13 protein-coding genes are annotated in these 13724 nt (G+C 66.1%); 4 read left to right on the forward strand and 9 right to left on the reverse strand.

Going from position 1 to position 13724, the window contains the following annotated elements; translation table 11 throughout:
- Positions 1–9: 9 nt before the first annotated feature.
- Positions 10–741, forward strand: a complete 732-nt coding sequence (locus FFS18_RS02310; RefSeq protein WP_120217635.1) for a lysophospholipid acyltransferase family protein — start codon at positions 10–12, stop codon at positions 739–741.
- 146 nt (positions 742–887) lie between these two features.
- On the opposite strand, the gene FFS18_RS02315 is transcribed toward FFS18_RS02310, so the two are convergent.
- Together FFS18_RS02315 and hisC are read right to left on the reverse strand one after the other, a co-directional pair.
- Positions 888–1796, reverse strand: a complete 909-nt coding sequence (locus FFS18_RS02315; protein WP_137869609.1) for a prephenate/arogenate dehydrogenase family protein — start codon at positions 1794–1796, stop codon at positions 888–890.
- 3 nt (positions 1797–1799) lie between these two features.
- On the reverse strand, positions 1800–2915 hold the full coding sequence (gene hisC / locus FFS18_RS02320) for a histidinol-phosphate transaminase (protein ID WP_137869610.1): 1116 nt from the start codon (positions 2913–2915) through the stop codon (positions 1800–1802).
- Positions 2916–2994: 79 nt separating this feature from the next.
- On the opposite strand from hisC, the gene metX reads away from it, so the two are divergent.
- Both metX and metW read left to right on the forward strand, forming a co-directional pair.
- Entirely contained in the window at positions 2995–4116 is a 1122-nt protein-coding gene (gene metX / locus FFS18_RS02325; RefSeq protein ID WP_137869611.1) for a homoserine O-acetyltransferase MetX, read from the forward strand.
- Complete coding sequence (gene metW, locus FFS18_RS02330; protein ID WP_137869612.1) at positions 4116–4703, forward strand: methionine biosynthesis protein MetW; 588 nt, start codon at positions 4116–4118, stop codon at positions 4701–4703. The genes metX and metW overlap by 1 nt, the downstream gene beginning before the upstream one ends.
- Before the next feature lie 44 nt (positions 4704–4747).
- Here the strand turns inward: metW and FFS18_RS02335 are convergent, their stop codons facing one another.
- On the reverse strand, positions 4748–5260 hold the full coding sequence (locus FFS18_RS02335; RefSeq protein WP_137869613.1) for a DUF1993 family protein: 513 nt from the start codon (positions 5258–5260) through the stop codon (positions 4748–4750).
- A 53-nt stretch (positions 5261–5313) separates the two neighbouring features.
- A complete protein-coding gene (locus tag FFS18_RS02340) occupies positions 5314–5949 on the reverse strand; it encodes a TetR/AcrR family transcriptional regulator (RefSeq protein ID WP_137869614.1) in 636 nt (211 codons plus the stop codon).
- Positions 5950–6152: 203 nt separating this feature from the next.
- On the opposite strand from FFS18_RS02340, the gene FFS18_RS02345 reads away from it, so the two are divergent.
- Entirely contained in the window at positions 6153–8516 is a 2364-nt protein-coding gene (locus FFS18_RS02345) for a TonB-dependent receptor (protein ID WP_137869615.1), read from the forward strand.
- Between the two features lie 223 nt (positions 8517–8739).
- Here the strand turns inward: FFS18_RS02345 and FFS18_RS02350 are convergent, their stop codons facing one another.
- The 5 genes from FFS18_RS02350 to hemC are packed head-to-tail and all read right to left on the reverse strand — an operon-like array spanning position 8740 to position 13683.
- Positions 8740–9870, reverse strand: coding sequence for a CaiB/BaiF CoA transferase family protein (locus tag FFS18_RS02350; protein WP_137869616.1), 1131 nt, complete (start codon positions 9868–9870; stop codon positions 8740–8742).
- Positions 9863–11077: an acyl-CoA dehydrogenase gene (locus FFS18_RS02355; RefSeq protein WP_137869617.1), complete on the reverse strand. Its 1215-nt coding sequence runs from the start codon at positions 11075–11077 to the stop codon at positions 9863–9865. The genes FFS18_RS02350 and FFS18_RS02355 overlap by 8 nt, the downstream gene beginning before the upstream one ends.
- A gap of 47 nt (positions 11078–11124) precedes the next feature.
- A complete protein-coding gene (locus FFS18_RS02360) occupies positions 11125–12030 on the reverse strand; it encodes a mitofilin family membrane protein (protein WP_120217644.1) in 906 nt (301 codons plus the stop codon).
- A 19-nt stretch (positions 12031–12049) separates the two neighbouring features.
- Complete coding sequence (locus FFS18_RS02365; RefSeq protein WP_137869618.1) at positions 12050–12739, reverse strand: uroporphyrinogen-III synthase; 690 nt, start codon at positions 12737–12739, stop codon at positions 12050–12052.
- Entirely contained in the window at positions 12736–13683 is a 948-nt protein-coding gene (gene hemC, locus FFS18_RS02370) for a hydroxymethylbilane synthase (RefSeq protein WP_137869619.1), read from the reverse strand. The genes FFS18_RS02365 and hemC overlap by 4 nt, the downstream gene beginning before the upstream one ends.
- Between the last annotated feature and the right edge of the window lie 41 nt (positions 13684–13724).

Below are 13724 nucleotides of genomic sequence, written 5' to 3' on the forward strand. Positions count from 1 at the left end.
GCAAGGCCGATGCGTTACATCTTGGCCCTGGTTCGTTCGATCCTGTTCTGGATCCTGTTCGTGCTGATGAGCAGTTTCAGCTCGATCGGTGCGGTGATTTCGCTGCCGATCTCGCACCGCGCGACGATCTGGTTCGTGCGGATCTGGGCGCAGTTCCACCGGCTGACCTGCCGCTTCGTGCTGGGCCAGAAAATCGTCGTCGAAGGCGAGATGCCCGACATTCCGGTGCTCTATGTGTTCAAGCATGAGGGCGCGTTCGAGACGATCGAGCAGCCCGGCCTGTTCAAGCATCCGGCGGTCTTTGCCAAGGAACAGCTGTTCAACATCCCGGTCTGGGGGCAGGCGGCGCGCTTCTATGGCCTGATTCCGGTTGATCGCGACGGCGGCGGCAAGGCGATGCGCGCGATGCTGAACGCCGCCAAGGCCGCGCTGGCCAAGGATCGCCCGCTGGTGCTGTTCGCCGAGGGAACGCGGATTCCGCACGGGCTGGCACCGCCGCTCCGCTCGGGATTTGCCGGCATCTACCGCCTGCTCGGCGTGCCGGTGATCCCGGTCGCGGTGAACAGCGGCATCGCCTATCCGCCGCGCCGCTGGGTCAAATGGCCCGGGACGATCACCTATAAGGTCGGCGCGACAATCCCCGCCGGATTGCCGCGCGAGGAGGCCGAGGAGCGCGTCTGGCGCGCGATCAATGCGCTGAACCCGCCCGAGGCGTTGCTCGAAGGCTATAGCGCCCCCTAATTCCCGTTCGTGTCGAGCCCTTCGACTGCCTTGGCAGGCGCTCAGGATAAACTTCGGCCGCAGGCCGAAGTCGAGACACGTGGAAGCGCCGGCAGGGCGAGCGTATCTCGACTTCGCTCGATACGAACGGCGGTTGGGCGTGTGGTTTAATGCTTCCGCCCGAAATCGGGCGCTGCGTCATCCTGCCCCTGCTCGATGATCGACCGGCGGATCGCGCGGGTGCGCGTGAACCAGTCCTCCAGCTTGTCGGCATCGCCGCGGCGGATCGCCTGTTGCAGCACCGTCAGATCTTCGTTGAACCGCTGGAGCGTCGCCAGCACCGCGTCCTTGTTCGCCAGAAACACGTCGCGCCACATCACCGGGTCGCTCGCCGCGATGCGCGTGAAATCGCGAAAGCCCCCGGCCGAATATTTGATCACCTCGCTCTCGGTGACCTCTTCCAGCTCGCTCGCCGTGCCGACGATCGTATAGGCAATGAGGTGCGGCAGGTGGCTGGTCACGGCGAGCACCATGTCGTGGTGCGCAGCGTCCATGACGTCAACCTTGGCCCCCAGCGCTTCCCAGAAGGTTGTGAGCGCAGCCACTGCATCCTCGGGCGCGCCCGCACGCGGGGTGATGATGCACCAGCGCCCCTCGAACAGGCTGGCAAAGCCCGCGGCAGGACCGCTGTTTTCGGTGCCGGCGACCGGATGCGCGGGGATGACGATATGCCCGGGCAAGGCATGCGCCAGCGCCTCGGCTACACTCGCTTTCGACGATCCGACGTCGGAGATGATGGTACCCGCTGCCAAACCGGGCGCGATCGCGCGCGCGGCGGCGGCCATGCCGCCAACCGGCACCGCCAATATGACAAGATCGGCGCCCGCGACCGCCGCGTCGTTGCGGTCGGCGATGATGTCGCACAGTGCGAGTTGCTGCGCGACGTCGCGCACGTCCGCGTCGGCGTCATAGCCTGTCACGCTCACGCCCGGCAGCCGCGTCTTGACCGCGCGGGCAATCGACGATCCTATCAGGCCGAGGCCGATGATCGCCAATCGCTCGACCGGACGCGCCATCGATCAGCCGTTCAGCGCGGCGCGGATCGCCGCGGCGAGCCCGCGCGTCTCGTCCTCGGTGCCGATCGTCATGCGCAGCGCATGCGGCAAGCCCTGCCCCGGCAGCCAGCGGACGATATAGCCCGCCTCCATCAGCCGGTTGTACACCGTCTCGGCGCTGACGTCGCCCTCGAACAGCACGAGCAGGAAATTGCACGCCGACGGCACGACGCGCAGCCCGTGATTGCCCAGGCTCTCGATCTCCTGCGCCAGCCAGGCGCGCCATTTGGCGTTATGCTCGCGGCTGGCGGTCACAAAGTCTTCGTCGCCGATCGCCGCGATCGCCGCCGCCTGCCCCGCGCGCGTGACGTTGAACGGCAGGCGGATGCGGTGCAGCGCCGAAATCACCTCGGCCGCGGCATAGCCCCAGCCGATGCGTTCGGCGGCGAGCCCGTGGATCTTGGAAAAGGTGCGGGTGATGAACACGTTCGGCTGCGCCTTCGCAAGCTCGAGCCCGCCGTCATCCTCGGCATCCGACAGATATTCCGAATAGGCCTGGTCGATGACGAACAGCACATTCTTGGGCAGGCCCGCGTACAAGCGCGCAACCTCGTCGCGCGACGCCAGCGTGCCGGTCGGATTGTTCGGATTGGCGAGATAGACGACGCGCGTCTTGTCGGTCACCGCTGCGAGCAACGCATCGACGTCGGTCGCATAGTCGCGGTCATCGGCCTCGACCGGCACCGCTCCGACGCGCCGCGCCGCAATCTCGTAAACCGCGAAACCATAGCGCACATACAGGATCTCGTCGCCCGCGCCGGCATAGGTGCCCGCCGCGAGATGCAGCAGTTCGTCCGACCCGTTGCCGCAGATGATCCGCGCCGGATCGAGCCCGAACTTCGCCGCGATCGTGGCGCGCAGCTCGTTCGAGCCCGGATCGGGGTAGCGCGACAGCGCGTCGGCCGCGCCCTGCGCCGCCGCAAATGCCGCGCGCGCCTTGGCACCCGTCCCGAGTGGATTTTCGTTGGCGCTCAGCTTGATCAGCGGGCGACCGTCGGCTCCCGCCGATTTGCCGGGAACATAGGGAGCGATGCCGCTGATCCACGGCTTCGGCTCAAGGGTTTGCGTCGTGTCGGTCATGCCGCGCCGTTTAGCGCGTCAGCCGTCTGAGTCCAGTACGTTGACAGGGTGGCTGCACCCGCTTAGCCCCGCGCCCATCATGGCGAGCCTGCTCCACCAGATTCAGCACCAGAGGGTGACGATCGCGGCGCCGCTCGCGCTCGACAGCGGCCAGAGCCTGCCCGCGACGACGATCGCCTATCAAAGCTATGGCGCGCTCAACGACGACAAGTCGAACGCGGTGCTGATCTGCCACGCGCTGACCGGCGACCAATATGTCGCGAGCGACCATCCGGCGACCGGCAAGCCCGGCTGGTGGGCGCGCATGGTCGGTCCCGGCAAGCCGATCGACACCGACCGCTTTCACGTCATCTGCGCCAATGTACTCGGTAGCTGCATGGGGTCGAGCGGACCCGCGACCCCCGACGCCGCGACCGGTGCGCCGCTGGGCATGGCGTTCCCGGTCATCACAATCACCGACATGGTGCGGGCGCAGGCGCTGCTGCTCGACCATCTGGGCATCGCGCGGCTTCAAGCCGTCGTTGGCGGGTCGATGGGCGGGATGCAGGCGCTCGCTTGGGCGGCGACCTATCCGCAGCGCCTCGGCTCGGCGCTCGTCATCGCGAGCGCGGCGCGCCATTCGGCGCAGAATATCGCGTTCCACGAAGTCGGACGGCAGGCAATCATGGCCGACCCCGATTGGCAGGGCGGCCAATATTATGGCAGCGCGCGCGCGCCCACCAAGGGGCTCGCGGTCGCGCGCATGGCGGCGCACATCACCTATTTGTCCGAAGCCGGGCTGACCGAGAAGTTCGGCCGCCGTCTGCAGGCGCGCGACATCAAGAGCTTTGGTTTCGACGCCGATTTCCAGGTCGAATCCTATCTGCGGCATCAGGGGCTGGCCTTCACCGACCGCTTCGACGCCAACGCCTATCTCTATATCACCCGCGCGATGGATTATTTCGACCTTGCCGACCCGCACGACGGGCGGCTCGCCGGTGCCTTTGCCCGCGCAAAGGACGTGCGTTTCACCCTCGTCAGTTTCGACACCGACTGGCTGTACCCGACCTCGGAGTCGCGCCGCATCGTGCAGGCGCTGCAAAGCGTCGGTGCGGCGGCGAGCTTTGTCGAACTGTCGGCGCCCTTCGGTCATGATTCCTTTTTGCTCGACGTCCCGGCGCTCGACCGCCTCGTTGCGGGCGCCCTGGGTTCCGGGTTCTAATGGCTCTCCGCCCCGATCTTGCGATCATCGCCGACGCCGTGCCGCCCGGCGCGCGCGTCCTTGACGTGGGCTGCGGCGATGGCGAGCTGATCGCGGCGCTGCGCGCCAAGGGCGTCGATGCGCGCGGGCTCGAGATCGACCCGGCAAACGTGACCGCTGCGATCGCGCGCGGCCAGTCGGTGGTGCAGGGCGATGCGAACCGCGACCTTGCCGACTATCCCGATGACGCTTTCGACTATGCGATCCTGTCGCAGACGCTGCAAACCACCGAGCGCCCCGACAGGGTGGTCGACGAACTGCTGCGCATCGCGCCGCGCGCCTTCGTCAGCTTCCCCAATTTCGCGCATTGGCGCGTCCGGCTCGCGCTGCTCTGGAATGGCCGCATGCCGGTAACGCGGCTGCTGCCCGTCGCCTGGTATGAAACCCCGAACATCCACCATGTCACGGTCAGCGATTTTCGCGATCTCGTCCGCGCGAAAGGCATCCGGGTCGAGCGCGTGTGGCACCTGTCGGGCGACAGGCCGACAAGCGATGCGGCGGCAAGCTGGCGCGCCGAACATGCGATTTTTCTGATTTCGCGTCGCTGATCGGCGACGCTCGCGCCAACATCAGGCGCGACGCGGTGCTGCCGCTACTCCGCAACCGGCACCTTGTAACGATCCATGTGGGGGATGAAGTCCATTTTTCCGATGGCTAACCCCGCATTGCGCAGGAGAGCGTACACCATCGTTATGTGAAAATAGAAATTCGGCATGATCCAGTCTCGAATATCCTCCTCCGACGACATCAGGAAACGGACGCCGTTTGGCAACGTCAGGTCGACCGTCGAGTCCGCAGCAGCCCAGTCATCGCCATTGGCACGCTCGACAAGCGCGCGAACGACCGCGACGCGTTCGCGAGCTTGCGCAAGCGAACGATAGACTGCCTCCTCAAGCGAGACTGCAAGTCCTCCCACCTGATTCAGTGCCAGCAAGACCTGATTGATCGCGACGCGTATCTGCAGTTCGAGCGGAAACATGTCGTCGGTCAGCTTGGCCGCCAGCACATCGTCCGCCAGGCCCGCCTCCTCTGCTTTGTGCAGAAGGCGATCGAGCGTTCCGAGCATGTCATGGAAGATTGTCAGAGCCGAGCGGGCGTAAGCCATTTCTAACCTCTACAGCTTTCGGTTTGCCACGTTGCGCTATCAGCGGATGGCATTCAATCCCGCTTTTTCAGCCCGTTGGCGATAAAATCATTCGCGATGGCGGCAATCTCCGAAATATCGGCATCGGCGTCCCACAGGCCGTAACGCATGCCCAGGAACACGTTCATCCCGCCGATCGCCCAGGCGTGAATCTCGCCGACGTCGGCGCGAATCTCGCCGCGCGCCGCGCCGTCCTCGAGCCGCTGGCGCACGCGTGCAACGGTGGTTTCATAGTGACGCCGGTAGCTGGCGTAATCGACGAACTCGGCCTCGTCGATGATCCGGTAGATTTCCTTATGCTCGCGCACGAACCCCAGGAAGGATTCAAGCCCGATGCGCTCGGCGCTGATCTCGTCGGGCGCCGCCTGCACGAGCGGCGTAACATGATCGCGTAGCTGCTCGCTCATATAGCGGACCAGCGCCTGGAAGATTTCCTCTTTCGAATCGAAATAGGTGTAGAAACTGCCGAGCGCGGTCCCGGCGCGGCGGGTGATGCCGCTGATCGATGCTTCGTGAAAGCCGCGCTCGCCAAACTCCACCGCTGCGGCGTCGAGCAGTTTGCGCAGGGTGCGGCGCCCGCGATCGGTGCGCGGGGTCTTGTCGCGCGCCTCACCCGCGGCGATCGGTGCTGCTTCTTGCGGCTGATCCATGGCTATCTTCCGTCTCCCCTCCGCACGCCCCCGCTGCATCGTGGCTTTTTCGCACCACTGGCAAGCAAAAAACGACGAAGTCATATTCCAAGTTGAAACTTGGTTCATGTTTCATTATTGGGTGCGTCGCGGCTTGGCAAGCACCGGGCCCAAAAAAACGACAGGGGCGGCAAGCGGTCGCTCCTTACATGGGAGAGTCCTACATGCGTCCTTTCGCTCGTCCGCTGCGCCGCGCCGTCCTTGCTTCGAGCGCGCTGTCCATGCTCGCCTTCACCCCGGCCGTCTTTGCGCAGGATGCCGCCGCACCGCTCGACGAGGCGAGCAGCGACGCCGGCGATGACGAAATCATCGTGACCGCCCGCCGCCGCGACGAACGCCTGATCGACGTTCCGGTCGCGATCACCGCCTATTCGGGCGAAGCGCTGACCAAGGCGGGCGCGATCGATATCACCGACGTCGGGCAGACGACGCCGAACACCACGCTCGAAGTGTCGCGCGGCACCAATTCGACGCTCAGCGCCTTCATCCGCGGCGTCGGCCAGCAGGATCCGGTGTCGGGTTTCGAACAGGGGGTCGGCCTCTATCTTGACGACGTCTATCTCAACCGCCCGCAGGCCGCGGTGCTCGACATCTATGACGTCGAACGCATCGAAATCCTGCGCGGGCCGCAGGGCACGCTCTACGGCCGCAACACCATCGGCGGCGCGGTCAAATATGTGACCAAACAGCTGCCCGAAGAATTTTCGCTCAAGCTCAAGGGCACGCTCGGCACCTATGACCAAGCCGACCTGGTCGTTACCGCCAGCGCGCCGATCGGCGACATCGTCCGCGTCGGCGGCTCGATTGCGCGGCTGTCGCGCGGCGGCTTCGGCGACAATCTCACCACCGGCCTTGAAAATTACAACAAGGACGTCTGGGCGGGCCGCGGCACGGTCGAGCTCGGCGGCTATGGCGCGCCGGTGCTGATCCGCATTTCGGGCGACTATACCAAGGACAAGAGCGCGCCGCGCGGCGGCCACCGCCTGATCCCGTCGCTGCGCACCAACGCGCCGGTGCTCGACAATGTGTTCGACAGCCGCGGCGGCCTCAACGATCCCAAACAAGAGATCGAATCCTATGGCCTGGCGTTCAATGTCACCGCCGAACTGACCGACACGGTGACGCTGCGTTCGATCAGCGCTTGGCGCAAGGATACCTCGGCGACCCCGATCGATTTCGACGCGCTGCCCGCGGTCGATGTCGATGTTCCCGGCTTTTACTTCAACGAACAGATCAGCCAGGAATTCCAGCTGCTCTACGAAGGCGACCGGCTGAAGGGTCTGCTCGGCTTCTACTATCTCGACGCGACCGCCGACACCCTATTCGACGTCCGCATCTTCAACACCCTCGCCGGGCTGACCGCCTTTACCGAGGCCGATGTCGATACCACGACCTATGCCGTGTTCGGTGACGCGACCTTCGATTTCAGCGACCAGCTCAGCCTGTCGCTCGGTGGTCGTTACACCTGGGACACGCGCGAAGCGTCGATCCTGCGCCAGAACTATCTCGGCGGCGGGTCGCCGGTGTTTGGCGGCGCGGGAGTCGCTTTTGGCGCCCCCGGTACCGATTTCGACGGCAAGCGCAGCTTCAAGAAATTCACCCCGCGCGCGTCGCTCACCTTCAAGCCGACCCCCGACCATACGCTCTACGCCAGCTATTCGCAGGGCTTCAAGGGCGGCGGCTTCGATCCGCGCGGCGTTGGCGTCAACGCCCCCGATACCGATGGCAATGGCATCCGCAGCGACGCCGAAATCGCCGCTTTCCTGAGCTTCCGTCCTGAAAAGGTCGAAAGCTATGAAGTCGGCTACAAGGGCAGCCTGATGGACGGCGCGGTCAATGTCGCGATCGCCGGCTTCTACGCCGACTATACCGACGTCCAGATCCCGGGCTCGGTCGCCTGCACCGTCAGCGGCCTGCCCAGCTTCTGCGGCATCGTGTCGAACGCCGGCAAGGCGACCTTCAAGGGGGTCGAATTCGAAGGTCGCATCCGGCTGGGCGAGGATCTCGCCGCGGCGGGCGATCGGCTGACGCTGTCGACCGCGCTCGGCTACATCGATGCGCAATATAAGGAATATGTGTCGAACATCGGCGGTCGCCCGACCGACGTCGCCGAATTCCGCGAGGTGCAGAACACCCCCAAATGGACCGCCAGTGGCACCCTCGCCTATGCCACCCCGATCGGCGACGGCGACCTCAGCTTTGGCACAACCTTGTCGTACCGCAGCAAGACCTATCAGTTCGAAATCCCGAACCCCTACATCGATCAAAAGGGCTTTGCGCTGCTCGACGCGAGCGTCGTCTATACCGCCCCCGACGATCGCTGGAGCATCGGGCTGTTCGGCAAGAATTTGACCAACAAGGACTATAAGACCTCAGGCTATACCTTCATCAACGTCAACCCGACGACCGGCGCCCCGATCCTCGGCGGCAACGGCCTGCCCACCTCGGCGCTCGGCACCGAAGGAACGCTGACCGCCTTCTACGGCAACCCGCGGCAGATTTTCGTCACCGGCACGGTCAAGTTCTGAGCCACCGGCAATCGACAAAAAGGGGGAAAGGGGCGTCGGCGACGGCGCCCCTTTTTCGTTGCGCGGACACTATGGTGAAGTGGGATGGTTTCTAGACCAATCCCCCACCCCGTTCGTGTCGAGCGAAGTCGAGACACGCGCAGGCGGGCAAGAGCTCAGCGTGTCTCGACTTCGCTCGACACGAACGGAATACAAAGGACAGTTTGTTAGCTCCCGCGCGAAATCAGCTGCCCAGAACCGGCGCTCCGCCCGCCGCGACCATCCGCTCGCCATCGATGACGATCGGGCTGGCGAGCCCATCAACGAAACCCCCTTCCGGCCGGAACCGCATTTCGCGCGCGATCACCTGCGGGTCAGCAAACACCCCTGCAATATCGTTGATCGGCCCCGCAGGGACGCCCTCCGCCTCCAGCGCCAACGCCAGCGGCTGCGCATCCCAACCCGCGACCTTCGCCGCGAGCAGCGGAATCAGCGTCATGCGATTGGCCAACCGCGCCGCATTGTTCGCAAAGCGCACGTCATCGGCCCAGCGCGGCTCGCCCAAGATGGTGCATAATTTACGAAACTGCCCGTCGTTGCCGACCGCGATCACCAGCTGGCCGTCGGCGGTCGCGAACGCCTGATAAGGAACGACATTGGCGTGGCCATTGCCCAACCGCCGCGGCGACACGCCGCTCGCCAGATAATTAGCCGCCTGATTGGCGAGGACCCCGACCTGACAATCGAGCAGCGCCATGTCGATATGCGCGCCCCGACCCGTGGCGTCACGGCGCCGCAACGCTGCGAGGATCGCGACCGCCGAATACATCCCGGTAAAAATGTCGGCATAGGCGATCCCCGCCTTTTGCGGCGCGCCGTCGGGTTCGCCGGTCAACGCCATCGCGCCGCCCATCGCCTGGATGATGAAGTCATAGCCCGCGCGGTGGGCATAGGGGCCGGTTTGGCCGAAGCCGGTGATCGAACAGACGATCAGCTGCGGGAAATCGGCTAGCAGCGTCGCGGGGTCGAGACCATATTTGACCAGCCCGCCGACCTTGTAGTTTTCGATCACCACATCGGCGCCCGCGATCAAATCGCGTACGGCCGCCTGCCCCGCCGAGGTGGCAATATCGATCGCCACCCCCAACTTGCCGCGATTGGTGCTGTGATAATAGGCTGCGCCGAGATTTTCGCCGTCGGTCCCCGTGACAAACGGCGGGCCCCAGCTGCGCGTATCGTCGCCGACCCCCGGCCGCTCGACCTTGATCACCTCGGCGCCCAGATCGGCGAGCAATTGCCCGCACCACGGGCCCGCGAGCACCCGCGCCAGTTCGACGACGCGAATGCCCGCGAGCGGTTTCGCGCCGTCAGCCACCAAAGGCCGAAATACCGGTGATCGCACGGCCCAGGATCAGCGCATGAACGTCGTGCGTCCCTTCATAGGTGTTTACCGTTTCCAGGTTCACCGCGTGGCGGATGACGTGATAATCGGCGGAAATGCCGTTGCCGCCGTGCATGTCGCGCGCGACGCGGGCGATATCGAGCGCCTTGCCGCAATTGTTGCGCTTCAGGAAGCTGATCGCATCGGGAATCAGGCGCCCTTCGTCGATCAACCGCCCGACGCGCAGCGCCGCGTGCAGCCCGAGCGTGATTTCGGTGAGCATATTGGCGAGCTTCAGCTGGACGATCTGGTTCGCCGCGAGCGGCCGCCCGAACTGCTGGCGTTCGAGCGTGTAACCCCGCGCCGCTTCGTAGCAGAATTCCGCCGCACCCATCGCGCCCCAGCCGATGCCGTAGCGCGCCCGGTTGAGACAGCCGAAGGGACCCTTGAGCCCCGACACATGCGGCAGCAGCGCGTCTTCACCAACCTCGACGCTATCCATCACGATCTCGCCGGTCACCGACGCGCGCAGGCTGACCTTGCCCTCGATCTTCGGCGCCGAGAGGCCTTTCATGCCCTTTTCGAGGATGAATCCGCGGATCGCGCCGCCATGCGCTTCCGACTTCGCCCACACGACGAACACGTCGGCGATCGGCGAGTTGGTGATCCACATCTTTGCGCCCTTCAGGCGATAGCCGCCTTCGATCTTTTCGGCGCGGGTGCGCATCCCGCCGGGGTCGCTGCCCGCATCGGGCTCGGTGAGCCCGAAACAACCGACGAGTTCGCCCGAGGTCAGCCCGGGCAGATATTTGCGCTTCTGTTCCTCGCTGCCGTAGGCGTTGATCGGATGGATCACGAGGCTGCTCTGCACCGAACAGGCCGAACGATAGCCCGAATCGATGCGCTCGACCTCGCGCGCGATCAGCCCGTAGCTGACATAGTTCAGCCCGGCGCCGCCATATTCCGGGTCGATCGTCGCGCCGAGCAAGCCGAGCGCGCCCATTTCCGACATGATCTCGCGGTCGAAGCGCTCATCCAGAAACGCCGAGGTGACGCGCGGCAGCAACGCATCGGTGGCGTAAGCGCGCGCGGTGTCGCGGACCATCCGCTCCTCTTCGCTGAGTTCGGCGTCAAGCTGAAGCGGGTCGAGCGGGTCGAGCGGGTCGAGCGCTTCGATGCGCTGCGGATCGGCGAGGGCCATGGAAACGGGCTTTCTCTATATGGCGAGCAGCCCTTTCGGGACGCGCGCTAGGGGGTCGGGGCCGCGGTGCTGCGGGCGATTGCGGCAGCGGGACTGTCGCGCGGCTCCAATATCGCGGCGGTCTCGATCAGGTCAAGCGCACGCCGTGCCTCATGATAGCGCCGCGCATCGATCAGCCAATCATTGGCCGCAGCGGCCCCCGGCAGCGCCTCGACCTCGGCAATCGCCAGATCAGCCTGCCCCGCACCCAAATAACGCCGGGCGCGATCGAGCCGTTCGGAAGCGCGCGGCGACTGCGTTCCCGCCGCGCGGACCACGAACAACTCGCTCAGCTCGCGGCGAAAGCCGGTCCACAGGCTGCCACTGTCGTCACCGCCGCGCCCAACCAGCTGCGGCGCCAGCGTGTCGAGTTCGGCGCGCAATTGTTCGAGCGTCACTGGATCGCGCGACGTTTCGATGATCGTCTTGACCGCGTTGGGCTGGTCGTCGCCGAAGCGCAGACGCAGCTGGGCGTCGAGATAGCCGAGCGACAGGCCGCGATCGAGCGCGCGGCGCACGGCGAAGGCGACGAGCAATCCTTCCGACCGCGATGCGTTGCCCGACGCCGATTCGGCCTCCAGCGTAATCCGCGACAGCCGCTGTTCGAGCTCCGCCACGCGCGCCGCCAGCGCATTGGCGCCATCGACGGGCGCGACAACCAGCGGCGCGCCTTTCGGTACCGCATCGGCGATCCGCACCGGATCGGCCATATCGCGAACCGCTGGCGGCGCGATGACGTTCGCCGCAGGGGCGCTATCGGTAGTGGTCAGCCAGCGATTCACCGCCCAGCCGCCCCCGGCAACACCGATCAGCAGCAGGAGCAGGGCAGCGATGGCGAGCAGCCGAAACGATGGTCCCCTGGCCGGGACCGCCTCGACCGCAGGCGAGGGGGTGTCGATGCTATCGATTGCCATATTTCTCTTTCGAACGACCCTATTTTCCGCCCTTGTGGCACAAAGCATGCGCCAGTGCCAACATTGCCGCGTCGGTGGGCGCTGCCGCCGCGACCCGTTCGGCCCATCCCGCGCCCGCCGCCGCGGCGACGGCAGGGCTGATCGCGACGAGCGCCAGATGCGCGCGCGATGGGCCGACGAGGTCGCCGATCCGCCGCGCCGCGCGCGCAGAATGGGCGAGCAGCACGGCAGGCGCGGCGATGACCTCGGCCCAGTCGCCCGGCGGTTCTGCCGGCTCGACACCATAGCAGGCGCGCGGGTCCAGCAGCGCACCACGCGGATCGAATTCGGACCGTTCGCGGCCGCAAAGCCATAATATCCGGGCGATTTTTTCTGACGCCATGGCGTCAAGTAAACTCTGGCCATCGGCCGTGCCGGTCTGCACCACGGTCAACCCCGCCGCCCGCGCCGCGTCGGCGGTTGCCTTTCCCACCGCGTGGACGGGCAGCGCCGCCAGCTCGGCAAGCTGCACGCCCGCAAGCCGCACCGCCTGCGCGCTGGTCAGCAGCAGCGCGTCGTAGTTGGTCGGCGCCGGGAGCGCCCAGTCGATCGGGTACGCGGCAAACAAAGGCATTGCACGCGCGTCGAGACCAAGCGCGGCGGCGCGCGCGATCGTGGCGCTGTTGCCCGGTTCGGGGCGGGTGACGACGAGCGGCAGGCCGCCGCTCATGCGGCGAACAGCCGCCGCACCGTATCGGGAGCGTCGTCGAGCAATCGCCGCGCCAGCGCCGCTGCCGCATCGTCATGATCGATCAGCGCATGCCCCGCGGCATGATCGGCGCCGTCGTCGGAGTAAATTTCAGCTTCCATTTGCAGCATGCCGTCATCGCGCCAATGCGCATGCGCGGCAACCGGCGAGCGACAATCGCCCCCCAGCGCCGCCAGAAAGCTGCGCTCTGCCGCGACCGCACGATGGGTCGGCGCATGATCGATTGCGAGGAGCAAGGCCAGCGTATCGCCATCGGCGGCGCGGCATTCGACTCCGATCGCGCCCTGCGACGCTGCCGGGAGGAGCATCGCGGTGTCCTGCGCCGTGCCGACCGCGTGCATCCCCAGCCGGTCGAGCCCCGCCGCCGCGAGCAAGGTTGCGTCGGCCTCGCCCGCCGCGAGCTTCGCCAGCCGCGTCGCGACGTTGCCGCGCAGCAGCACAGGCTCGAGATCGGGCCGGATCCGCCGAACCTGCGCCGCGCGGCGCGGACTGCTCGTGCCCAGCCGCGCGCCGTGCGGCAGATCGGCGATCGTCGTCGCCGCCATCCCTTCGCGCACGACCAGCCGGTCGCGCGGATCGGCGCGTTCGAGCATCGCGCCGAGGGCAAAGCGCGCATCGCGGATGGTTTCGACGTCTTTCAGCGAATGGACCGCAATATCGATCAGCTCGGCATCAAGCGCCGCGTCGAGCTCGCGCGTCCATAATTCCTTGCCGCCCACCTCGGCCAGCGCACGGTCCTGGATCCGGTCGCCGGTGGCGGTCATCGGCACGATGGTGAGCGCCTCGGGCGCAAGGCCGTGCGCCACGATCAGCGCCGCAACCGTCATATGCGCCTGCGCCATCGCCAGCGGCGATGCGCGGGTGCCGATGCGAAGCGGGTTTTCGGGGGTCGGAAGGTCGATCATCGCAAAGCTGCTAGCGCGGCTTGCCCTGCCGATAAAGGGGC

Source organism: Sphingopyxis sp. 2PD (genome assembly GCF_005503695.1).
In the GTDB taxonomy this organism is placed as follows: Bacteria; Pseudomonadota; Alphaproteobacteria; order Sphingomonadales; family Sphingomonadaceae; genus Sphingopyxis.